Raw genomic sequence first — 22,548 nt, 5'->3', positions numbered from 1 at the left:
GTCAGCGCCCTACACATGCAAACAATGATATGTTTGCAAAGGGGCACCCTGCATGAACTGGCAAGAGAAACTGTCCGCAACCCGGTCCGGCCTGCGGAACCTGAACGGGGCTATCCCCGACACCGCGCGCGCCTTCGGGGCTTTGGGCAAGGCCGTCAAGGAAGGCGGCACTCTGGATTACAAGACCAAGGAATACGTAGCGCTTGGCATCTCGGTGGCGGTTCGGTGCGAACCCTGCATCTCGTTGCATGTCGAGGCATTGGTCAATGCGGGCGCGTCGCGGGAAGAGGTCGCCGACGTTCTGGCCATGTCGATCCAGATGGGTGGCGGGCCGTCGATGATGTATGCGGCCAAGGCCCTGGAATGTTTTGATGAACTGACCGGATGACCTGCGTCATTCTGACAGCGCCGGATATCCGGCGCTGATCCGTTTCACATTCAGGGCATGAAAACGAAAAGGAAGATCACGCCATGAAACCCGCATTGCTAGCAGGACCTGCATTCATTCTGGTGGTTGGATTTGCACTGGCCGAAACGCCGGTTCCGGGCGCACATTTCATCGAGAACTGGGACAACGACGGGGACAGTGCCGTGTCATTGGAAGAAGCCCGCGAAAAGCGCGCGGACGTGTTCTATATGTTCGACGCGGACGAAAATCAGGTGCTGGACCCCTCGGAATACGACCTGTTCGACGAAACCCGCGCAGCAGACATGGCGGCCAACGACGCCCCACAGGGGCTGAAAGGCCCGGTGAACGGCCTGCGCCGCGAATTCAACGACATCGATGGCGACGGATCGGTCAGCCAGGAAGAATTCCTGAACGGCACCGAAAGCTGGTTTGCCAAGGTCGACAAGGATGGTGACGGTCAGGTCACATCGGCCGATTTCGGGGGGTGAAGGGGCAGCAAGGCAAATTGAGGTTTGGAAGCCCTCGGATGATCTGAAGGCGGTTTTGTGGTACACTCCTGATTGGGAGTGTACCTGCCATGAAGACCATAGCCGCCATTCTGCTGATCTTGCTGTCTTCGCAAGTGCTGGCACAACAAGACCCGATCAGGGGGCGCATGATCTGCCAGGTGCTGGCCAATCGCTTTGTCCCCACTCACGGTGACCGCTCGGACGCACATGTTGGTCAGGCCGAGGAGTATTCACCCGGCGCGACGTTCATCGTCGACTACACTCATGACCCGGCCACCGGCCTGTCGATCTATATGGGCGAGCCGGACAGGGCGAATGTCCTGATCGAAGAGCCGTTTCCGGCAAGCAGCTTCAAGGGCGTGTCGAGCATCACCAACAAGGCCGAATATCGCACCGCGTTCAGCGAAGTGTCGCTTGGAAAGTACTCGGTGAACTACAAGGGCCACGATCAGCTGAACATCAAGCGATGCAAGGGCGACGCCTGGGAGGGCCACTTTGTCCGGACCTATGTCAGCGGACAGTTCACGCAGGTCGTCTCGCTGACCTGCCATCCTTATGTGAACGCCATGGACGACGTGCTGGCCCGCCTGAAGCTGTTGAATTAAGTCAAAGCATTACGCAACGGACTGAGGGTGCGTGGTTTCGGTCGCCATCTAGTTAAATACGGCGCCGTCGACCAACTGGAGGTTGCTACCTGAATCGGTCATTGGGGTGCCTGGTTCAAACGGACGTTGATAAGAAACGGTCAACCCGGGTCTGAGAACACAAGCTATACGACCCCGACACGGCGGCACCACACGCGGAACGACTTGGCAATTGCGAAACCAAATCAGTGGCGGGTCAGCGAACGAAACGCTTATTCCTTTCCTCTGGTCGATTAACCGCTCTCTTGAATGTACGGAACGGTCTTTGTCACATGCATACGGTTGCGTCTGGCATCATTTGAACCTATACAGCCGCCATCCGAAATGGAGATTTCATGTCCCGGTAAGGAAGGGAGGCAGTGAGCCTCCCGGTGCAAATCCAACCTCGATAGATGACGCCGTCACTCTGTTTTTGACGGCGACTGTTGGGTTGCAATCTTTTTCCAAACCATCAGCGCCCAAGCCCAACTTGCGGCCAAGACATGAAAGTTGACACGCAATGATACGGGATTATTCCCATTTCCTTTCACCGCGCCAAAGTGACACCGATATCAAGGCAAAACTCAGCCCTCTTCAGGCACTGGGTTGGAAGCCCTTCTTCGCCCAGCAAATAAGCGTCGACGAATTGGCCGCGACACCACCAGTCCGGGTGGTCGAAATACATCGCAACGCGGTACACGTCATTGGCGAGAACATTGAAACAATGCTTCCGCCCAGACACGATGTAACTGTCGGAGACTGGCTGATGCTGGACCCGGATCGCCCGAGATCCAGTCAGGTGCTCGGGCGTCAAAGCCTCATCAAACGACGCGCACCTGGCACCGACCGCCAGGAACAACTGATCGCTGCAAACATCGACACGGCCTTCATCGTCACGTCTTGCAATCAGGACTTCAACATTGCCCGGCTCGAACGCTATGTCGCACTGGCGTTCGAGGCAAGGATCACGCCGGTTATCGTGCTCACGAAGACCGACCTGGCTACAGACCCGCAACGCTACATCGACGCGGCCCGTGCTGTGTCGGACCTGATCGACATAGTTGCACTCGATGCTCGTGGCAGCGCGCCCCGGGCGGAACTCGCCGACTGGTGCAAGCCGGGCAAGACGGTGGCTTTCCTCGGTTCGTCCGGAGTCGGGAAGTCGACGCTGACCAATTCGCTGCTCGACAGCCAAGCCATCGAAACCAAGGCCATCCGCGAGGATGACGCAAAAGGTCGGCACACCACGACAAGGCGCGAGCTTCATCCGATGCCCAATAGCTGTCTGATTCTGGACACCCCTGGTATGCGGGAGTTGCAGCTCACCAACGCGGTTCAGGGGATCAGTTACCTTTTCTCCGATATCCAGGAGTTGGCCGCAAACTGCCGTTTCACGGATTGTCAGCACAGAACCGAACCGGGGTGCGCCGTTCTGGAGGCTATCGAAGAAGGTGCCCTAGATGCTTCGCGGCTGGAAAGATGGCGCAAACTCATGGCCGAAGACGCGTTTAACTCTGCCAGCCTCGCCGAACGCAGGTCACGCGACAAGGCCTTCGGTAAGATGGTCCGAAGCGTCAAGAAGCACAAAGATGTCAGGAGATAGGATGATGACGCAGTCGAAAGTCGGTCAAATCGTATGGCATGATCTCTTCACGTCTGACAGGAAGCGCTCGATGGCATTCTACCAGCGTATCACCAATTGGACGTACCAGATCGAGCGGGCAACGGATTTTGCCTGGGGTGGCGGTGAGAAAGATTTTGTCCTGGCCTTTTCCGATGACGAAGCAGGCGCCGGACTTGCCGAGACCCCGTCCAAGCAGTCAAATGGTTGGATTGCCTACACCGAAGTCCCGGATGTGGACGTGGCGGTGGAGCGCGCCAAAACGCTTGGAGGAACGAACGTCCGGCCCCCATTCGAGGTACCCGGCGTTGGGCGTAATGCGCTCATTCGAGATCCACTCGGAGCGCTTTTGGGGATTTCACTATCCAGACATGGTTTCCCGGTGCCTTGCCGACAATTCGGCCCCGAGGTCTACTTCACCGAAGAGAAAGAATTCCCGGAACTGTTCTACGCCGAGCTCTTTGGCTGGCGAGTCTGTCCCAAGAGGGAACAGGAAGATGTCACCATAGTCGGACCGTCGGGCACCCCGGTCGCTACGCAACATCGAAGGCATCGACCAGACGGTTCGACGGCAACATGGGTTCCAAGCATCAGGGTCAAGTCAACCGAAGATGCTTGCCACCTTGCCGAAGACAATGGGGCGCGTCGGGTAAGTGACAGCGAAACCGTGGCTGGAAAACGCCGCAAAGTCGTCTTTAGTGATCCGGACGGCGCATTTTTTTCACTGATCGAAGAGCTCTAGCGATCCTTGCTCACCAGATGGGACTTTGAGAGCGTTCAATTCTTCGCTTTTCAGCATCTGCCAGATTTAGGCTGGGACCGCTCATCGAAATCGGTCAGTGCAACCGTTGCGTCGCCATCGGTTGGCTGTTGCCCAAAAAGGCAAAGGCCCCGGATCTCTCCGGGGCCTTGTTTGATCAGCCGTCCTTGCGGATGACTTCGTTCTTGGGATCATAGGGGCTGTCGCAGGTGACGACCGCATCCCATAACTTGTCCTGAATCTTGACCTGCAGCCTGGTGCCTTCCACTGCGTAGTCGGGCTTCACATAGCCCATGCCGATGGATTTCTCGAACGCCACCGAGTAGCCGCCGGAGGTCAGGCGGCCCACACGGGTGCCGTCTTCGGCATAAAGCGCCTCGCGGCCCCAGGGATCGGCATCGGCAGGGCCGTCGATCAGCAGGGTGCAGCATTTGACGCGGACGCCGGTCTCTTCCAGTTTGGCTTTGCCGTTGAAGTCCTTCTCCAGATCAACAAAGCGCGGCAGGTCGGCTTCCAGCGGGGTCGCGTCGCGGCCCAGTTCGTTGCCGAAGGCGCGATAGGATTTCTCCTGGCGCAACCAGTTCTGGGCGCGTGCCCCCACCAGCTTCATGCCGTGCTTCTCGCCGGCCTTCTCCAGCAGGTCGAACAGGTAGTTCTGCATCTCGATCGGGTGATGCAGCTCCCAGCCCAGCTCGCCGGTATAGGCCACGCGGATCGCGTTCACCGGGCACATGCCCAGTTCGATCTGCTTGGCCGACAGCCACGGGAATCGCTTGTTCGACAGCGCGGTTGCCGGATCGGCGTCGACGATCACCTCTTTCAGCACATCACGCGATTTCGGCCCGGCGATGGCGAAGACACCCCACTGGGTGGTCACGTCTTGGATCTCGATATAGCCGAACTCTTCCATCTTGTCTTCGGCGGCCTTGCGCAGGAAGTCCGCGTCATACTCGGACCAGGCCCCGGCAGAGACCAGATAGTAATTGTTCTCGCCGTTGCGGACGATGGTGTATTCGGTGCGGGTGGTGCCGTGCGAGGTCAGGGCATAGGTCAGGTTGATGCGGCCGACCTTGGGCAGCTTGTTGCAGGTGAACCAATCCAGGAACTGAGTGGCACCGGGGCCTTTGACGACATGCTTGGTGAACGCGGTCGCGTCGATCAGGCCAACACCGTTGCGGATCGCCTTGGCTTCTTCGACGGCATATTGCCACCAGCCGCCACGGCGGAAGGAGCGGGCGTCGTGGTCGAAGTTTTCCGGTGCGTCCAGCGGGCCATAATAGTTGGGGCGTTCCCAGCCGTTGACCCAGCCGAACTGTGCACCGCGGGCCTTCTGGCGGTCGTAGGCGGGCGCGGTACGCAGCGGACGGCAGGCCTGACGCTCTTCGTCCGGGTGGTGCAGGATATAGACGTGCTCATAGCACTCTTCGTTCTTGCGGGCCGCGAATTCGGTGGTCATCCAGTTCGACGAATACCGCTTGGGGTCGAGCGACGCCATGTCGATTTCGGCCTCGCCATCGACCATCATCTGCGCCAGGTAATAGCCGGTGCCGCCCGCGGCGGTGATGCCAAAGCTGAAACCCTCGGCCAGCCACATGTTGCGCAGGCCAGGCGCCGGACCGACCAGCGGGTTGCCGTCGGGGGTATAGCAGATCGGGCCGTTGAAATCGTCCTTGAGGCCGCTTTCGGCACAGGACGGCACGCGTTCGGCCATCGCCATGTACTGTTCGGCAATCCGGTCCAGATCCAGCGGGAACAGATCGGCGCGGAAGCTGTCGGGCACGCCATGTTCGAACCGCGCGGGCGCGCCGTGTTCATAGATGCCCAAAATCCAGCCGCCGCGCTCTTCGCGGGCGTAGGATTCGTTGTCGGCGTCGCGCACAACCGGGTGCTCCGGGTTGCCCGCTTCGCGCCATTTGACCAGCTCGGGGTCCTTGTCCATGACGATAAAGGTGTGTTCGACCGGGATCGCGGGCATCTTGATGCCCAGCATCTTGGCGGTGCGCTGCGCATGGTTGCCGCTGGCAGTCACGACATGCTCGGCGGTGATCACCACCTGCTCGTCCGAAGGCACCAGGTTGCCGCCCTGCTCGACCATCTTGGTGCAGGTGACCTCCCAATGGGTGCCGTTCCAGTGAAAGGCATCGGCCTGCATCTTGCGCACGATATCGACACCGCGCTGGCGGGCGCCCTTGGCCATCGCCTGGGTCACGTCGGCGGGGTTAATATAGCCATCCTCGGTGTGATAGATCGCGCCCTTCAGGTCGCCCGTTTCGATCAGTGGCCAGCGTTCCTTGATCTGGTCCGGGGTCAGCCACTCGTATTTCACGTCGCAGGTTTCGGCGGTCGAGGCATAGAGCATGTATTCGTCCATACGCTCTTGCGTCTGCGCCATGCGCAGGTTGCCAACGACGGCGAAACCGGCGTTCAGTCCGGTTTCCTCTTCCAGCGTCTTGTAGAAATCGACCGAGTATTTGTGAATGTGGGTGGTCGCGTAAGACATGTTGAAAAGCGGCAGCAGACCCGCCGCGTGCCATGTCGAACCCGAGGTGAGTTCGTCCCGCTCGATCAGCATGACGTCGTCCCAGCCCGCCTTGGCCAGGTGATAGGCAATCGAGGTCCCGACGGCACCACCGCCGACGACCAGTGCTTTGACTTGGGTTTTCATTTGCCCGCTCTCCGGATTGAGTCTGTTTGGGATGGTTTATGCCGAACGGCAGGGCACAGCGCCAAGTCCATCCGACTTAAAATTGCGCAAAACCGACCTAGGCCACTCACAAGCCGACGATTGACGGCTTGCAGCGCCGGCAAGGGCGCGAAACTCGCGGCTTTGCAAAGTTAGAGAATCTTGCCCGGGTTCATGATGTTGTCGGGATCAAGCGCCGCCTTGACCGCTTTCATGTAAAGCGTGGCCGGGCCGAGTTCCTTTTCGAGATAGGGCTTTTTGCCCTGCCCGATTCCATGCTCACCCGTGCAGGTTCCGTCCATCGAGATCGCCAGTTCGTTCAGCCAGCCGACAAAGGTTTCGGCCTTGGCAACCTCGTCGGGATTGGCCATGTCCAACAGCACAAGCGTATGGAAATTCCCGTCACCGACATGGCCGACGACGGGGGCCAGCAGCCCAAGTTCTGCCGTCTTGGCCTGTGCCATGGTCACCGCTTCGGCCAGCCGCGAGATCGGAACGCAGACATCGGTGGAAATCCCCTGCGCCCCCGGACGCAGTTGCAGGCACGCCCAGTACATGTCGTGGCGCGCCTGCCAGAGCTTGTTGCGGTCTTCGGTCGAGGTGGTGGCGGCAAAATCGGTGCCGCCGAATTCCTCGGCGATGGCCCCGAATGTTTCCGCCTGTTCGACCACCCCGGCCTCAGAGCCGTGAAATTCCAGCAGCAGCAGCGGCGTTTCCGGCAGGTCCAGCCTGGAATAGGCATTGGCGGCGGCAACCGAAAGCTCGTCCAGAAGCTCGATCCGGGCCACCGGGATGCCGTATTGGATCGTCATCATCACCGCCCGGCAGGCGGCATCGACCGAGGGAAAGGAACAGCGGGCCGAACTGATCGCCTCGGGGATGCCCTGCAGGCGCAGGGTGATTTCGGTGATCAGGCCAAGCGTCCCCTCGGAGCCGATCAGCAGGCGGGTCAGGTCGTAACCTGCCGAGGATTTCCTGGCGCGGGTGCCGGTGCGGATGATCCGGCCATCGGGCATCACCGCCTCAAGGCTCAGGATGTTGTCCTTCATCGTCCCGTAGCGCACCGCGTTGGTGCCCGAGGCGCGCGTCGCGGCCATGCCGCCCAGCGAGGCATTGGCGCCGGGATCGATTGGAAAGAACAGGCCCTGATCGCGAAGGTAGGTGTTCAGGTCCTCGCGGGTGACGCCGGGTTGAACCACGCAATCCAGATCCTCGGCATGAACCGCAAGAACCTTGTTCATTCGCATCAGATCAACCGAAATCCCGCCAGCGGGCGCGTTTACATGCCCTTCCAGCGAGGTGCCGGTGCCGAAGGCAATGACCGGAACCCTGTGTCGGGCGCAGGTCTTGACGATGTCCGAAACTTCCGACGTGGTTTCGGGAAACACCACCGCGTCGGGGGACTGGTTGTTGATCCAGGTCGTCGTGTGGCCGTGTTGTTCGCGGATCGATGCACCGGTCTGCAACCTGTCGCCAAATCGTTGTTTCAGGATGCCGATGACGGTTTCTATGCCGGTCTCGTTGCGTGGCAGCGCCGTGGCCTGAACCATGGTGTTTCTCCCCTTTGCGGTCTGCGTGACCGCCCCGCATTGCTACGAAACGTGCGCGTCGCGGACAATACCCACAACCCGGTAGCGGTTCATTCGCCCAGCGCGATGCCTTCGCGACGCGGGTCCGCCCCGCCTTTCAGCACCTCGCCGATCTCGATGGCGTGCAGGCCAGAGGTCAGATCGCGCGCGTTGACCTCATAGCCCAGCGCGGTCAGCGGTTCGGTCAGTTCGGTCGCGGCGGTGTCCTGTTCCACGTCATAGGTGCCAAATCGGTTGACCAGATGCGGCAGTGCCAACGCCTGTTGCACATCCATGCCCCAATCCGCCCACGCGATGATGGATTTGGCCACATAGCCGATGATCCGGCTGCCGCCCGGAGAGCCGATGGCCAGCACCGGCTTGCCGTCCTTCATCACGATGGTCGGGCTCATCGATGAACGTGGCCGCTTTCCGGGTTCCAGCCGGTTGGCGATGGGTACACCGTCAGCATGGGTGCGGAACGAAAAATCGGTCAGTTCGTTGTTGAGCAGAAACCCGTTCGCCATCAGGCGCGAGCCAAAGCCGTTTTCGATCGTCGTGGTCATCGACAGGACATTGCCCTGCGCGTCCACGATCGAAATATGCGAGGTGGACGGAAATTCGATCGATTGATCATCGGCCCAGATCAGGGCGTGATCGAATTCGGGAGTACCGGGGGCCACGTCGGACAGGGCCGCGCCGGTGTCCAGCAGCGCGCCGCGCCCGCTCAGATAGGCGGAATCGACCAGCCCCTTGGTCGGCATCGGCACGAAATCACTGTCGGCCATGTACCGGCCCCGATCCGCAAAGGCGAGGCGCGAGGCATCGCCGATCAGCCGCCACGCTTCGGCGCTGGTTGGACCAAGCGCTGCCAGATCATAGCTGTCAAGCATCCCCAGGATCTGTCCCACCGTCAGCGCCCCCGACGAAGGCGGCCCCATGCCACAGACCTCATAGGCGCGATAGGCAGCGCAGACCGGCGCACGCTCGATCACCTGATAGAGCGCCAGATCGACACCGGACAGGACACCGGGATTGCCGGGGGCAGAGCGTACGGCGCTGACGATGCCCGCAGCGATGTCACCGCCGTAAAACCCCGCCGATCCCTCGGCGGCCAGTGTTCGGAGCGTTTCGGCATAGGCAGGGTTTTTCAACGTGCCGCCTTCGGCAACGGGTTGCCCACCCGGCAGGAAATAGTCGGCAGTAGCCGGGAACCGGGCCAGCCGCTCGGCATCGGCGGCAACCAGACCGGCGAGGCGTGGCGACACGGCAAAACCGCCCTCGGCCAGCCCGATCGCATCATCGAACAGCGACGGCCACGGCTTGCCGCCCCAGCGGCGGTGCGCCGCCTCCAGCAGCGCGGGCGTGCCGGGGGTGCCGACGGACAGACCGCCGACAACCGCATCGAAGAACCCCAGCGGTTCACCATTTTCGTCCTGAAACAAGGTCGGCGTCGCCGCGCGCGGCGCGGTTTCGCGGGCATCCAGCGTGGTCAGCTCGCCGCTTGCAGCGTCATACCAGACAAGGAACGCCCCGCCGCCCAACCCCGAGGATTGCGGCTCGACCAGCCCCAGAACGACCTGCACCGCCACCATCGCATCGGCCGCCGTGCCACCCGCGCGCAGCACCCGCGCCCCGGCTTCGACCGCCAGTGGATTGGCGGCCGCCACCATCCAGTTCGCTGCCTCGACCGGTTGACCGGCGTCCTTGGCCGCCAGAGCATCCTTTGCGGCCTGCGACAGCGTCTCGACCTGACCCGAGGTTGCCAGTTCCGGGGCCACGGCATCAGCGGTCTGCTGCGCCAAAGCGGGCGAAACCGACAGCATGGCGGCCATGAAATAACTGGAAATACGGTGTGTGCGCATGTTTTCCTCCTGACAATCAGACTGTGCGAATACCCTTGACCCGCGCCGCAGAACGGCCCGGCCTGACAACAAAACCAAAACGCCCGGCACAAATGGCCGGGCGCCGGGGTCGTTCAAAGCATCGACGGCACGACCTGATCGGGCGGACGGTGGCCGTCCTCGAAGGTCTTGATGTTGATGATGACCTTCTCGCCCATCTCGATCCGGCCCTCGATGGTGGCCGATCCCATATGCGGCAACAGCACCACGTTGGGCAATTGCCGCAGGCGCGGGTTCACGTTGGTGCCGTGTTCATATACGTCCAGCCCCGCCCCGGCGATTTCATCCGCACGGATCAGGCGGGTCAGGGCATTTTCGTCGATCACCTCTCCGCGCGAGGTGTTTACGATCACGGCAGACGGTTTCATCAGTTTAAGACGGCGCGCGTTCATCAGATGAAAGGTGGACGGCGTCGACGGGCAGTTGACCGAGATCACGTCCATCCGCGCCACCATCTGATCAAGGCTGTCCCAATAGGTCGCCTCCAGCTCTTCCTCGACCTCGGGGCGCAGGCGGCGGCGGTTGTGGTAATGCACCTGCATGCCAAAGGCCCGCGCGCGTCGGGCAACGGCCTGACCGATCCGCCCCATGCCCAGAATGCCAAGGCGGCGGCCACCGATGCGGCCACCCAGCAAAGCGGTCGGCGCCCAGCCTGTCCAGTCGCCTTTCTGCATCACCGCCAGACCTTCGGGAATGCGCCGCGTGACGGCGAGGATCAGCGCCATGGTCATGTCGGCGGTATCGTCGGTCAGAACACCGGGCGTGTTCGACACCAGTATTCCCCGCTGCCGCGCGGTCGATACGTCGATATGATCCACCCCGGCCCCGTAATTCGCGATCAGCCGCAACTGTTCACCCGCCTGTCCCAGCAATCCTGCATCGATCGTGTCGGTCACGGTCGGCACCAGCACATCGGCGGTTTTCACCGCCTCGACAAGCTCGGTTCGGGTCATCGGCGTGTCATCTTCGCGCAGACGCACATCAAAGAGTTCACTCAGCCGGGTTTCGACGGCTTCGGGCAACCGTCGCGTTACGACAACACTCAGACGTTCTCTTGGCACTTCGGCCCTCCCACTGCTTTGCAATCCTGCGCGCGCCATGGCATCGTGGCGCAGGATCAGGCGGGGCACAAGAACCCCAAGCTGAATTGACGCAGCCTTTTTTCAAAACCGGATCAACAGGCATAAGAGCAGGCAGGCAGTGAGGCATTCGGTATCGGTGAAACGCCAGTATCTGGCGCTGTTTTCGACTCTTCTCATCGCGTTCGGCATTTCCGCCGCGAGCGCCGAGGAAAAACGCGGTCAGGTCACCAACCTGCCGCTGCCCCGTTTCGTGTCGATGAAAGCCAACGAGGGCAACGTCCGGCGTGGCCCGTCGCTGACCCACCGAATCGACTGGGTGTTCAAACGCCGCGACATGCCGCTGCAGATCACCGCCGAATTCGGCAACTGGCGCCGCGTGCAGGACCGTGACGGCGCCGGTGGCTGGGTGCATTACGCACTGTTGTCAGGCGCAAGGACGGTGCTGATCGAACAGGACATGGTTCCGATCCATTCCCGCCCCGATCCCGCTTCGCAGGTCAACGCCCGGTTCGAGACCGGCGTCGTCGCCCGACTTGGCACCTGCACCATCGACTGGTGCCGGATCTCGGCCGGGGGCTATCGCGGCTGGACGCCGAAAACCAACCTCTGGGGCGTGGCGGCTGACGAGATACGCGAATAGGGCCGAAATCGCCGCGCCGTGGGGTCTGGCCTTCGCCGCATATCGCGTTATCGTGCCGGTCTCAGCCCCTGCGGAGAGACCACATGAAAGCCATCACCTACAGCAGCTTTGGCCCGGCGAAGGACGTCCTGACACTCACCGAACTGGAGCCGCCCAAACCCGCCCCCGGCGAGGTGCTGGTCGATCTGGAGTATTCCGGCGTGAACCCGTCCGACGTCAAGGCCCGCGCCGGGGCCCGGCCCGGCATCACCAGGCCGCCCTTTCCCGTCATAATTCCGCACAGTGATGGCGCAGGAGTGATTTCCGCCGTAGGTGACGGCATGCCGCAGGCCCGCATCGGCGAGCGCGTGTGGATCTGGAACGGCCAGTGGCAACGCGCTTTCGGCACCGCTGCCCAGCAGATCGCGCTGCCCACGGAACAGGCGGTGCGCTTGCCCGATGCAGTGTCGCTGGAAACCGGGGCGGTTCTGGGCATTCCGGGCCTCACCGCATGTCACACGGTGTTTTCCGGCGGCGACGTGGCGGGGCAGACCGTTCTTGTTCAGGGCGGCGCAGGCACCGTTGGCTATCTCGCGGTGCAGCTTGCCAAATGGGGCGGCGCCAAGGTGATCGCCACCGCCGCGCCCGCCAGTTTCGACCGCGTGCGTGACGCCGGGGCGGATGCCGTCGTCGACTATTCGGACCCCGATCTGCCGCAACAGATTCTGTCCGCCAATGGCGGCCGGTCCGTGGACCGGATCGTCGAGGTCGAATTCGGCCTCAACCTCCGGACGGACACCGAGGTCATTGCCGAGAACGGCCGCATCAACGCCTATGGCTCGGCGGCGCAGATGTCGCCCACCCTGCCGTTCTATCCACTGATGTTCAAAGCGGTCACGCTTGAGATGACGCTGATCTATCTTCTGCCGCCAGCCCTACGCGCCGCGGCCATTGCGAAACTGACCGGCGCGCTGAACGCAAATGCCCTTCGCTGCCCCGTCCAATCCATCCACGGCCTCGCCGATTGCCAGCTTGCGCATGAGGCGGTCGAGGCCGGAAAACGCACCGGTGCGGTGCTTTTGAAAACCGCGGAATGAGCACCCGAAAAAATGAATGCCAAGGCTCACATTTTTTGCGAAATGGGCCTTGAACCCCGCCAACAAGAGTCGTAGATAGCCGCTCACCGTTGGGGTGTAGCCAAGTGGTAAGGCAACGGTTTTTGGTACCGCGTACCGTAGGTTCGAATCCTACCACCCCAGCCACTTTCTCTGAAAGACCCGCAAAACAAGGGGAAATCCTCCCCTTTCTCCGGCTGTGTATCTCAGTCGTCCGACAGATGAGATACAAGGTGGGATACACTCTTCCCGTTCAGGGATCTGGTAGACCGTTCCTTTGTCATATCCTGATCGCTCAACGGTTTGTCACATCCTGCACATCATCGAAATCGCCGCGCGCGCAGAATGTGGCTGCCAGCCAAAGGCGTTCTGAATCTGCGCAGTTGTGGCGCCGGTCTTGCGGGACAGCAGTCTCTGTAATTGTTGCTGACCCCCGGGGCTGTTCCGGGCCAATTTGCCAGGTCACGGTTTAGTTTTTGTTCCGGATGCAATTGCCATCGTTATCATCCTCATCTTTGGGCAAAGTGAAGGTTGGGCGACCTCACAGGTGTCCTGCCGAGTTCCTGTTTTTGCCTCAGAACAAACGCCCCGCACGTGTTTGCGGATGGCTTCGGCCGTGCTTTGTGGGCATCTGACTCGTTGCTGGATTCCCGACGCGCTCCTGACCGATGCCCGCATAAAGCGCCAAGGGGGAAAACCGCGTTGGTTTGACGAACCAGAAAACCGCAAACCTGAAAGTCGGCACATGGCCGAACAAAAAAGGACGGCCCCCGAAGGGACCGCCCGTCACGCGGCAGGAGGAGGAGAGTTATTCCGCCGCGATAGCCTCGATCTTTTCGACCCGGATCGCCGAGAACTTGAACTCGGGGATCTTGCCATAGGGGTCGATGGCCGGGTTGGTCAGGATGTTCGCCGCCGCCTCGACATAGGCGAAGGGGATGAACACCATGTCCTCGGCAATGGCCCGGTCGGCGCGCACCATGATCTCGATGGATCCGCGCCGGGTGGTCAGGCGCACCATCTCGCCCGGCTCGATCCCCATCAGCTTGAGCGTACGCGGGTTCATCGAACAGTTGGCCTCGGGCTCGACCGCGTCCAGCACCAGCGACCGGCGGGTCATCGACCCGGTGTGCCAATGTTCCAGCTGGCGCCCCGTCGTGGCGATCATCGGATAATCCGCGTCCGGCGCCTCGTCGGGCGGGATCACACTGGCGGGTGTGAACCGGGCGCGGCCCTCGGGGCGCGGGAAGCCGTCGCCGAACACGATCGCCTGACCCGGATCGGTCTCGCTGAGCGACGGATAGGTGATGGTTTCGGTCTTCAGTCGCTCCCAAGTGATGTTGTTGAGCGACTTCATCGTCAGCTTCATCTCGTCGAACACCTGCGACACGTCGGTGTAATCCCAGTTCAACCCGATGCGCTGCGCCAGTTCGACGGTGATTTTCCAGTCCTCGCGCGCCTCGCCCGGCGGCGGTACGGCGGGGCGCACCCGCTGCACCTGACGGTTGGTGTTCGACACCGTGCCATTCTTTTCGTAAAGCGCCGAGGCGGGCAGGATGATGTCGGCATAGTTCGCCGTCTCGGTCAGGAAGATATCCTGCACGATCATCAGGTCCAGCTTGGCCAGCGCCTCGCGCGCGTGGCCCGCGTCGGGGTCGGACATGGCGGGGTTTTCACCCTGAATGTACATGCCCCGGATCTTGCCCGCATAAGCGTGATCGATGATCTCGGTCACGGTCAGGCCCTTCTCGTTCGAGAAGTCCTCCGAGTTCCACACGCTGTTGAACCTGGCGCGGATGCCGTCATCGGTCACCGACTGGTAATCCGGCAGGAACATCGGGATCAGGCCCGCATCGGATGCGCCCTGTACATTGTTCTGGCCCCGCAGCGGGTGCAGACCGGCGCCCGGCTTGCCCACGTTGCCGGTCATCAGCGCAAGGCTGATCAGGCAACGCGAGTTGTCGGTGCCGTGGATATGCTGGCTGACGCCCATGCCCCAAAAGATCAGACCGGCCTTGGCGCCTGCAAAGATGCGCGCGACGCGGCGCAGCTGATCGGGCTCGATGCCGCAAATCTCGGACATCTTCTCGGGGGTGAAGGCGCGCAGATGTTCCTTCTCGGCCTCCCAGTTCTCGGTCCAGCGGTGGATGTACTGGCTGTCGTACAGCTCTTCCTCGACGATCACGTTCATGATCGCGTTCAGCATCGAGACGTCGGCACCGGGGCGGAACTGCAGCATCTCGGTGGCAAACTTGCGCATGCCGACGCCGCGCGGGTCCATCACGATCAGCTTGCCGCCACGCTTGGCGAACTGCTTGAAATAGGTCGCCGCGACGGGGTGGTTCTCGATCGGGTTCGAGCCGATGATAATCGCCACATCGGCGTTCTCGATCTCGTTGAAGGTCGCCGTCACCGCGCCCGAACCCACATTCTCGATCAGGGCCGCCACAGACGACGCATGGCACAGACGGGTGCAGTGGTCGACGTTGTTGTGGCGGAAACCCTGACGGATGAATTTCTGGAACAGATACGCCTCTTCGTTGGTGCATTTGGCCGAGCCGAAACCGGCAACCGAACGTGGGTCTTCGGCGCGCAGGGCCATCAGCCTGGTCGCGGCCAGATCCATCGCCTCTTCCCACGTCGCTTCGCGGAAATGGGTCGACAGGTCGCCCGGATCGACATTCAGCCCCTTGGCGGGCGCATCCTCGCGCCGGATCAGCGGCTTGGTCAGACGGTGCGGGTGGTGGATGTAGTCAAAGCCAAAGCGACCCTTGACGCACAGGCGGCCCTCGTTTGCGGGACCGTTGATGCCCTCGACATATTTGACCTTGCCGTCCTTGACCTTCAGCGACACCTTGCAGCCCACACCGCAGAACGGGCAGACGCTTTCGGTCTCGGAATCGTAATCCTTGCTGTCGCCGCGCTGCTGGTCATCCAGCACGGTGGCGGGCATCAGCGCGCCGGTCGGGCAGGCCTGAACGCATTCGCCACAAGCAACACAGGTCGAAGCACCCATCGGGTCGTTCTGGTCGAACACCACCTGCGCCGTATGGCCGCGACCGGCCATGCCAATCACGTCGTTGACCTGCACTTCGCGGCAGGCGCGGACGCAGAGGTTGCAGTTGATGCAGGCGTCCAGATTGACACGCATCGCGACGTGGCTGTCATCCAGCAGCGGGATTTTCTCGGCCTCTTTCGCAGGAAAGCGGCTGCCCGAGACCTCGTTCAGCCTGGCCATATCCCAAAAATGGCTGGATACGTCATGCGGCTGCTCGGGCTGGTCGGCAACCAACAGTTCCATCACCATCGCACGCGATTTCTCGGCGCGGTCACTGTCGGTCTTCACAATCATACCGTCCGCCGCAGGCCGGATGCACGAGGCGACCAGCGTGCGCTCGCCCTCCACCTCGACCATGCAGGCGCGGCAGTTGCCATCGGGCCGATATCCCGGTGCAGGCTTGTGGCACAGGTGCGGAATCACCAGGCCCCGGCCATTGGCCGCTTCCCAGATCGTGGTGCCCTCGGGCACGGTGACGTCATCGCCGTTCAGGCTGAAGGTGACGGTCTTGGTTGGGCTTGCGTCAAGCATGGCTCTGTCTCCCCTCAGATTTCGTCGGCAAAATGTTTCATGACCAGACGGATCGGGTTCGGGGCCGCCTGCCCCAGACCGCAGATCGAGGCATCGGCCATCACCTGACACAGGTCCTCCAGCAGATCCTGATCCCACTTGTCGGCCTGCATCAGCTTGACCGCCTTTTCACAGCCCGCCCGGCAGGGCGTGCACTGGCCACAGCTTTCATCCTCGAAGAACCGCAGCATGTTCAGCGCCGCATCCCGCGCGGTGTCCTGATCGGACAGAACCACCACGGCGGCAGACCCGATAAAGGTGCCAAGCGGCTGCAGCGTGTCAAAGTCGAGCGGGACGTCGTCAATGCTTGCAGGCAACAGACCCGACGACGGCCCGCCCGGCTGATACGCCTTGAACACATGGCCCTCGGCCATGCCCCCGGCGGCATCAATCACGTCCAGAATGGTCGACCCTGCAGGCAGCAGGTATACACCCGGCTTCGCCACCCGGCCCGAGACCGAATAGCTGCGCAGCCCTTTGCGGCCATTCTTTTCAACCGAGTTCAGGATCTGCGGCCCCTCGCGGCAGATCTTCGACACCCAATAAAGCGTCTCGACATTGTGAACCAGTGTCGGACGGTCAAAGACCCCGACCTGCGCCACGAATGGCGGGCGGTGACGCGGCAGGCCCTTCTTGCCCTCGATCGACTCGATCATCGCGGATTCTTCGCCGCAGATATAAGCGCCAGCGCCTCGGCGCAGGTCGATGTAACCCTTGGCAACGATCCCGGCCTGTTCCAGCGCGGCAATCTCTTTTGCCAGAATCTCCAGTACCGCCGGATATTCGTCGCGCATGTAGATAAAGCAGGTCTCGGCCTCGACCGCCCAGGCGGCGATCAGCATCCCTTCCAGAAAGACATGCGGCGTGCGCTCAAGATAGTAGCGGTCCTTGAACGTACCCGGCTCGCCCTCGTCCCCGTTCACGGCCAGATAGCGCGGCCCTTCGTTCATGCGAACAAAGCCCCATTTCTTGCCAGACGGAAAACCAGCGCCGCCCAGACCACGCAGGCCCGAGGCCAGAACCGTTTCCTGTACCTCTTCCCAGTTGCCGCCGTCGCGCAGCTCTTTCAGCTTGGCGTAACCGCCGTTTGCCTCATAGGTGGCAAAATTCTCGTATTCGGGCAGATGTGCATGGGTGTCACCCGCGGCAATCGCGGCCTGCACCTTTTCGGGGGTCGCGTGATCGATATGGTTGTGGCCGATCTCCAGCACCGGCGCGGTGTCGCACCTGCCCATGCAGGGCGCGCGCAGCACACGCACTTGTGACCGGTCCAGCCCGTCCTCCAGCGCCTTCTGCAACTGCTGGGCGCCAGCCATCTCGCAGGACAGGGAATCGCACATCCGGATGGTCAGCGCGGGCGGCGGCGTCTCGCCTTCCTTGACCACGTCGAAATGGGCATAGAAGGTCGCGGTCTCATAGATCTCGGCCTGACCGATCCGCATTTCCACCGCCAGCGCGGCAATATGATCGGAACTGATATGGCCGTGGGCATCCTGAATTAAGTGAAGGAATTCAATAAGCAGATCGCGGCGGCGCGGGCGGTCGCCCAGCAGGCGCGCAATCTCGGCCTGTGCCTCATCCGTGAACTGACGGCCCTTGGGCGTGCGCCGCCCCTTGCCTTTACCTGACTTCCAGACGCCCCTTGGCGCGCCTGCTGGCTTGGTATCCAATGGTGCCATGATGCCCTCCGACTGACGCCCCGGTCTCTCATCAGCTCATCATATCGTCAAATCGCAAATCTCAATCGCACGATAACGACAAATTATCACCGTAAAGAGGTCACCACCCGCCGCAGCGCCGCCACCGTCGGCAGTTCCGGATCGCGTTCCAGCGTTGCCAGACAGATCGGTTTCGACACCTCGGGTTCGACCAGCGGCAGCACCTTTGTGCCCTCCGGGTCGCCCAGCGCCCGGATCAGCACGCGCGGTACCACCGCCGCCGCCAGCCCCTCGCGCGCCATGACCATGGCGGCGGTAAAGCCGCTGGTCTCGGCCACCACGCGCGGATGCAGGCCCAGCTCGGCAAAAATCCGGTCGAGGATGCGACGGTTCTGCATCTGCGGTTCCAGCAGGCACAGCGGAAACTCGGCCACCCGCGCCCACGGGATCGGCCCGGTTTCGTCGGTCATATGCGCTGGCACCAACAGCACATAGCTTTCCTCGTAAAGCGGCTGCACATGGCGCAGATCGGTGCCGATGCTGTCGCCATAGGTGATGCCCGCATCGATTGTCCCCTCGTCCAGCCCCTGCTGGATCGCGGTCGAGGACATCGAGTCGATCCGCGCCACGATCTTTGGATGCGCCTGATGCAGCCGCCGCACCAGCCGCCCGGTAAAAGCCAGCGCCGTCGGGATCACGCCCAAAATCAACGAACCGGAAATCTCGCCCCGGATCGACGCGACCTCCTGTTCCAGCGCCTTGGTGTCGCCCAGAATGCGCCGCGCCCGGCGCACGATCATCTCACCCTCGTCGGTCAGACCCTGAAACCGGTTGGCCCGGCGCACGATGGTGATGCCCAGCCGCTCCTCCAGATTGCGGATGCGCATCGAGAACGCGGGCTGAGAGATCCCGCATTCCTCGGCCGCCTTGGCAAAATGGCGATGCCGCGCAAGGGCACTCAGCAGTTGCAGGTCTCGCAATTCGATCATGAGCGGTCCTTGGTCCAAAGTGCGGGTACATCAACATACCGCCCGACGCACCAAGTGTAAGCCCTCGCAGTGGCTCCGGCAGAACACGATACCTGTCCGAGGCCTAACAAATCGACAGGATGAATTCCCAAAGAAACGCGGCTTTGGCCAGCACCGAAAAATGATAGTCGGCAATACGCAGGACAATGAGCCCGAGCATGCCCCACATTGCAATCATAAGGCCCAGCAAAAGGGGGTCGCGTTGTTGCGAGACAAAGATCAGGCGCAACTCCCGTTCCCGCCGATACAGGTCTTCGACATCCGCCAGCTGACGTGCCATCAACATCTTTTGCGATCCCTTGCCATAAGACACTGCTGCGATCAGGGACAAAGGCAGGAACGTCGACCGCGTCGGTAAAATCTTACTCAGGAACCATTGCCAGACAGTTTTGATACCGCCTGTCAGAACTGTGGTCGAAACACCCGAACCTTCGGTTTGTGCTTTTATTCTTTGGGGGCGGGCACAAGGCAGACTGATTGCCGACATTGCGCCGTCCCGATATCGTTTCGCTATCATATACGTGAAATCCGGACAATTCAGGGCACGGGCATCTGCGAAGTTCCGCCGACTCTAACACGGAAACCCGGCGTTGCTATCATGCGCAGTCTGGCTGAGCGGCCCATGAGAACACCAAGCCCTACCAACCAATGTTTCTGAAAAACCTCCAAGTCCCGGCATATTCGGCCGCGCCGACCCAAATCGCTGAGAAATGGCAAAAAATGCCCGAAAATGATAGGATGGCCGCAATCGAGGGGGTAATCGATGACGCGCAGGTGTTTTCTTTCGGCAATAACGGTCCTGACCCTGTTCCTGTCTTCTGCCTGGGCCAACAACACCGCCAACAAGACCGATCCGGATGCCGATCTTCTGTTGCAATACAGGACCATCGTCAAACTCGAACACGACTCGCGCCACCTGTACCACCTGCAATCCCAGGCGCTCATTGCGGTGCATGGCGGCTGGGTCACACCCGTGACCAAGGAAGGATCGGAACTGGATTCGCTGTCCGGCGTTCCCAGACAAATCGTTCAGGCCGATCTGAACCAGTTGAAGGCCCGCATCCGGCGCGGTGAGTTTTCACCGGAATTCGCCTCCCAACTCCAGCCCATCATCCTGGATCTGGAAGAGGCTATAGCGTTGTGCCTGCTGGTCGCCGACCTGCTCAAATCCGGGCAAGACCTGCAGGCAAACGAGGTCTATCGCACCCGATCCCTGCCGCTGTTCGAAAAGATCTGGCGCCAGACCTATACCCTGACGCGCGATACCGAGCGCCGGTTTTAAACCGATGATCCGCCGAGATCCGCCAGCACGGCTTTCCTCGCTAAACGACGAACCGGCGCTCAGATAAGCAGTTCCGCCCCTTCCGCGGACGTCGTATGATCGTACGAAGAAGGGGGAAACAAGGTGACGCGCCGGCTTGCAGCGATCATGATTGCGGATGTGGTGGGGTTTTCCGCCCTGATGGCCTCGGACGAGGCCGGAACGCTTGCCGCGCTCAAGCAGCATCATGCCGACCATTTCGACCCCCAGATCACCCGCCGCAACGGTCGCATCGTCAAACTCGTGGGCGACGGATTTCTCGCCGAGTTCACCTCGGTCGTGGACGCGGTGGAATGCGCGCTGGCGATCCAGCAGACCCTGTCGCTCATCGACGACGCGTTCGCCCTGCGCATCGGCATCAACCTCGGCGATGTGATCGTCGATGGCGACGACATCTATGGCGACGGGGTCAATGTTGCGGCCCGGCTGGAAAGCCTGTCGGAACCGGGCAGCATCTACCTTTCGGGTCCCGCCCACGATATGGTTGTCGGCAAGGTCGACTGCGCCTTCCGCGACCTGGGGCTGAAACAGCTGAAAAACATCGCCAAGCCGGTTCATGTGTTCCAGATCGCCTCCGGATCACCCGCGCCGCACTCCACTGCGCCCGCCACCCCCGAACGCTACTCCATCGCAGTGCTGCCGTTTTCGAACATGAGCGGCGATACCGAACAGGAATATTTTTCGGACGGCATCGCCGAGGACATCATCACCGACCTGTCCAGGATCTCGCGATTGTTCGTCGTCGCCCGCAACTCGACCTTTGCCTACAAGGGCCAGTCGGTGAACGTCCGCCAGATCAGCTCCGATCTGGACGCGATGTTCATCCTCGAAGGCAGCGTTCGCAAGTCGGGCAACCGGGTGCGGGTGACGGCCCAGTTGATCGACGGCCAGACCGGCGGCCATTTGTGGGCCGAACGCTATGACCGCGACCTCACCGACGTGTTCGAGGTGCAGGACGAAATCACCCGCAACATCGTCGACGCCCTGAAAATCGTCATCGCCCCGAAAGAGAAAAAGGCCATCGAACGCGTGCCCACGCGCAACCTTCAGGCCTATGACTGCTATCTTCAGGGTCGGCAACTGATGCACAGCATGAGCCGTGACAACCTCGAAAATGCCCGCAAGCTGTTCCTCAGGGCGGTAGAGCTGGACCCCGGCTATGCAATCGCGCTGACCGGCCTGTCCGACTGCGACGCGACCTATTACCATTTCTACTCGTCCGAACCCGAGATGCTCGATACCGCCGAAGCCAACAGCCGCCGCGCGCTCGAGGTCGCGCCGGGCATGGCCGAGGCCCACGCTTCACTCGCCTTCGTGTTGATGCTCAAGGACGACGCCGCTGGCGCAATCCGCGAATTCAACACCGCGCTTGAAATCGACCCCATGCTGTACGAGGCATTCTGGAACTTCGGCATGTTCCATGTGGTCCACAATGATTTCGAGGCCGCGGCAGACCTGTTCCACAAGGCCGCCAGGGTGCGGGGCGACGATCTGCAATCCAAGATGATGCTGATGACCCTGTGGAAGGAACTTGGCCACAGGGACAGAATGCTGACCCTCGCGCACGAGACTTTCTCGATCGCCAGCAGGCTGTTCGAATATGACGACCGCAATGTGCACGCCGCCTATATCGGCGCGTTCGCCCTGATCCATCTCGGTGATCGCGACAGGGCGCTGGACTGGCTGCAAAAGGCCGTTGATGTCGCCCCCGCCGATCCGCGCTCGACCTACAACATCGCCTGCGCTTATTCGATGCTCGGGGATCGCGACAACGCCCTCGCGTATCTCAGGAAATCGATCATGGAGGGCCGGCCGATCCGGATGATGAAATGGGCCACCGAAGACCCCGATCTGGCCCCCCTGCGCCAGGACCCCCGGTTCGACGACCTGATGAAGATATGGCGCGCACGGATGAGCCGCCCGCCCGCACAAACGTGACGGGCGGCAGCCCGCACATCATTGACTCGAATCGCAATCCTTCAATATCATTCGTACACAAACAAGAATGGGCATCCGGGGA

At 61.5% G+C, this 22,548-nt stretch carries 18 protein-coding genes and 1 tRNA gene; 10 read left to right on the top strand and 9 right to left on the bottom strand.

Going from position 1 to position 22,548, the window contains the following annotated elements; all coding sequences use genetic code 11:
* The first annotated feature begins 52 nt into the window (after window positions 1–52).
* From AC2FMY_RS04130 to AC2FMY_RS04110, 5 genes are all read left to right on the top strand, one after another.
* A complete protein-coding gene (locus AC2FMY_RS04130) occupies window positions 53–388 on the top strand; it encodes a carboxymuconolactone decarboxylase family protein (protein ID WP_496748050.1) in 336 nt (111 codons plus the stop codon).
* 83 nt (window positions 389–471) lie between these two features.
* Complete coding sequence (locus AC2FMY_RS04125) at window positions 472–897, top strand: EF-hand domain-containing protein (protein ID WP_496807018.1); 426 nt, start codon at window positions 472–474, stop codon at window positions 895–897.
* Between the two features lie 89 nt (window positions 898–986).
* Window positions 987–1,523: a hypothetical protein gene (locus tag AC2FMY_RS04120; protein WP_496748046.1), complete on the top strand. Its 537-nt coding sequence runs from the start codon at window positions 987–989 to the stop codon at window positions 1,521–1,523.
* A 784-nt stretch (window positions 1,524–2,307) separates the two neighbouring features.
* A complete protein-coding gene (gene rsgA / locus AC2FMY_RS04115) occupies window positions 2,308–3,144 on the top strand; it encodes a ribosome small subunit-dependent GTPase A (RefSeq protein WP_496807017.1) in 837 nt (278 codons plus the stop codon).
* 4 nt (window positions 3,145–3,148) lie between these two features.
* Window positions 3,149–3,904, top strand: a complete 756-nt coding sequence (locus AC2FMY_RS04110; RefSeq protein ID WP_496807016.1) for a VOC family protein — start codon at window positions 3,149–3,151, stop codon at window positions 3,902–3,904.
* Between the two features lie 175 nt (window positions 3,905–4,079).
* Here AC2FMY_RS04110 and AC2FMY_RS04105 read toward each other — a convergent pair whose 3' ends face one another.
* The 4 genes from AC2FMY_RS04105 to AC2FMY_RS04090 form a co-directional block, all read right to left on the bottom strand.
* Complete coding sequence (locus AC2FMY_RS04105) at window positions 4,080–6,587, bottom strand: GcvT family protein (protein ID WP_496807015.1); 2,508 nt, start codon at window positions 6,585–6,587, stop codon at window positions 4,080–4,082.
* A gap of 170 nt (window positions 6,588–6,757) precedes the next feature.
* A complete protein-coding gene (locus AC2FMY_RS04100; RefSeq protein ID WP_496807014.1) occupies window positions 6,758–8,155 on the bottom strand; it encodes an FAD-binding oxidoreductase in 1,398 nt (465 codons plus the stop codon).
* 89 nt (window positions 8,156–8,244) lie between these two features.
* Complete coding sequence (ggt, locus tag AC2FMY_RS04095; protein WP_496807013.1) at window positions 8,245–10,038, bottom strand: gamma-glutamyltransferase; 1,794 nt, start codon at window positions 10,036–10,038, stop codon at window positions 8,245–8,247.
* Window positions 10,039–10,151: 113 nt separating this feature from the next.
* Entirely contained in the window at window positions 10,152–11,138 is a 987-nt protein-coding gene (locus tag AC2FMY_RS04090) for a 2-hydroxyacid dehydrogenase (RefSeq protein ID WP_480748082.1), read from the bottom strand.
* 172 nt (window positions 11,139–11,310) lie between these two features.
* Between AC2FMY_RS04090 and AC2FMY_RS04085 the strand changes: the two genes are divergently transcribed.
* From AC2FMY_RS04085 to AC2FMY_RS04075, 3 genes are all read left to right on the top strand, one after another.
* A complete protein-coding gene (locus AC2FMY_RS04085) occupies window positions 11,311–11,799 on the top strand; it encodes an SH3 domain-containing protein (protein ID WP_480748083.1) in 489 nt (162 codons plus the stop codon).
* Between the two features lie 83 nt (window positions 11,800–11,882).
* Window positions 11,883–12,875, top strand: a complete 993-nt coding sequence (locus AC2FMY_RS04080; RefSeq protein ID WP_496807012.1) for an NADPH:quinone reductase — start codon at window positions 11,883–11,885, stop codon at window positions 12,873–12,875.
* 90 nt (window positions 12,876–12,965) lie between these two features.
* Window positions 12,966–13,040: transfer RNA gene (locus tag AC2FMY_RS04075), tRNA-Gln, on the top strand.
* Between the two features lie 159 nt (window positions 13,041–13,199).
* On the opposite strand, the gene AC2FMY_RS04070 is transcribed toward AC2FMY_RS04075, so the two are convergent.
* From AC2FMY_RS04070 to AC2FMY_RS04050, 5 genes are all read right to left on the bottom strand, one after another.
* On the bottom strand, window positions 13,200–13,346 hold the full coding sequence (locus AC2FMY_RS04070; protein ID WP_480747861.1) for a DUF3489 domain-containing protein: 147 nt from the start codon (window positions 13,344–13,346) through the stop codon (window positions 13,200–13,202).
* Window positions 13,347–13,701: 355 nt separating this feature from the next.
* A complete protein-coding gene (gene fdhF, locus AC2FMY_RS04065; RefSeq protein WP_480747862.1) occupies window positions 13,702–16,482 on the bottom strand; it encodes a formate dehydrogenase subunit alpha in 2,781 nt (926 codons plus the stop codon).
* A 14-nt stretch (window positions 16,483–16,496) separates the two neighbouring features.
* A complete protein-coding gene (locus AC2FMY_RS04060; RefSeq protein ID WP_496807011.1) occupies window positions 16,497–18,200 on the bottom strand; it encodes an NAD(P)H-dependent oxidoreductase subunit E in 1,704 nt (567 codons plus the stop codon).
* 86 nt (window positions 18,201–18,286) lie between these two features.
* A complete protein-coding gene (locus AC2FMY_RS04055) occupies window positions 18,287–19,168 on the bottom strand; it encodes a LysR family transcriptional regulator (protein ID WP_480747864.1) in 882 nt (293 codons plus the stop codon).
* A 103-nt stretch (window positions 19,169–19,271) separates the two neighbouring features.
* On the bottom strand, window positions 19,272–19,694 hold the full coding sequence (locus AC2FMY_RS04050) for a hypothetical protein (protein ID WP_480747865.1): 423 nt from the start codon (window positions 19,692–19,694) through the stop codon (window positions 19,272–19,274).
* Between the two features lie 276 nt (window positions 19,695–19,970).
* On the opposite strand from AC2FMY_RS04050, the gene AC2FMY_RS04045 reads away from it, so the two are divergent.
* Window positions 19,971–20,489 (top strand): hypothetical protein, encoded by a 519-nt coding sequence (locus AC2FMY_RS04045; protein ID WP_480747866.1) that lies wholly within the window; start codon window positions 19,971–19,973, stop codon window positions 20,487–20,489.
* A 123-nt stretch (window positions 20,490–20,612) separates the two neighbouring features.
* Window positions 20,613–22,466: a TPR end-of-group domain-containing protein gene (locus tag AC2FMY_RS04040; RefSeq protein WP_496807010.1), complete on the top strand. Its 1,854-nt coding sequence runs from the start codon at window positions 20,613–20,615 to the stop codon at window positions 22,464–22,466.
* Window positions 22,467–22,548 lie beyond the last annotated feature (82 nt).

Source organism: Ruegeria sp. YKSE079, assembly GCF_059612845.1.
This window is presented reverse-complemented; position numbering and strand designations above follow the sequence as displayed.

Coding starts and splice junctions, on each gene's coding strand:
- AC2FMY_RS04050 (WP_480747865.1), bottom strand. CDS start 19,694: ATGTCGGCAATCAGTCTGCCTTGTGCCCGCCCCCAAAGAATAAAAGCA.
- fdhF (WP_480747862.1), bottom strand. CDS start 16,482: ATGCTTGACGCAAGCCCAACCAAGACCGTCACCTTCAGCCTGAACGGC.
- AC2FMY_RS04120 (WP_496748046.1), top strand. CDS start 987: ATGAAGACCATAGCCGCCATTCTGCTGATCTTGCTGTCTTCGCAAGTG.
- AC2FMY_RS04110 (WP_496807016.1), top strand. CDS start 3,149: ATGACGCAGTCGAAAGTCGGTCAAATCGTATGGCATGATCTCTTCACG.
- AC2FMY_RS04105 (WP_496807015.1), bottom strand. CDS start 6,587: ATGAAAACCCAAGTCAAAGCACTGGTCGTCGGCGGTGGTGCCGTCGGG.
- rsgA (WP_496807017.1), top strand. CDS start 2,308: ATGCTGGACCCGGATCGCCCGAGATCCAGTCAGGTGCTCGGGCGTCAA.
- AC2FMY_RS04060 (WP_496807011.1), bottom strand. CDS start 18,200: ATGGCACCATTGGATACCAAGCCAGCAGGCGCGCCAAGGGGCGTCTGG.
- AC2FMY_RS04045 (WP_480747866.1), top strand. CDS start 19,971: ATGACGCGCAGGTGTTTTCTTTCGGCAATAACGGTCCTGACCCTGTTC.
- AC2FMY_RS04055 (WP_480747864.1), bottom strand. CDS start 19,168: ATGATCGAATTGCGAGACCTGCAACTGCTGAGTGCCCTTGCGCGGCAT.
- AC2FMY_RS04080 (WP_496807012.1), top strand. CDS start 11,883: ATGAAAGCCATCACCTACAGCAGCTTTGGCCCGGCGAAGGACGTCCTG.
- AC2FMY_RS04125 (WP_496807018.1), top strand. CDS start 472: ATGAAACCCGCATTGCTAGCAGGACCTGCATTCATTCTGGTGGTTGGA.
- AC2FMY_RS04100 (WP_496807014.1), bottom strand. CDS start 8,155: ATGGTTCAGGCCACGGCGCTGCCACGCAACGAGACCGGCATAGAAACC.
- AC2FMY_RS04130 (WP_496748050.1), top strand. CDS start 53: ATGAACTGGCAAGAGAAACTGTCCGCAACCCGGTCCGGCCTGCGGAAC.
- ggt (WP_496807013.1), bottom strand. CDS start 10,038: ATGCGCACACACCGTATTTCCAGTTATTTCATGGCCGCCATGCTGTCG.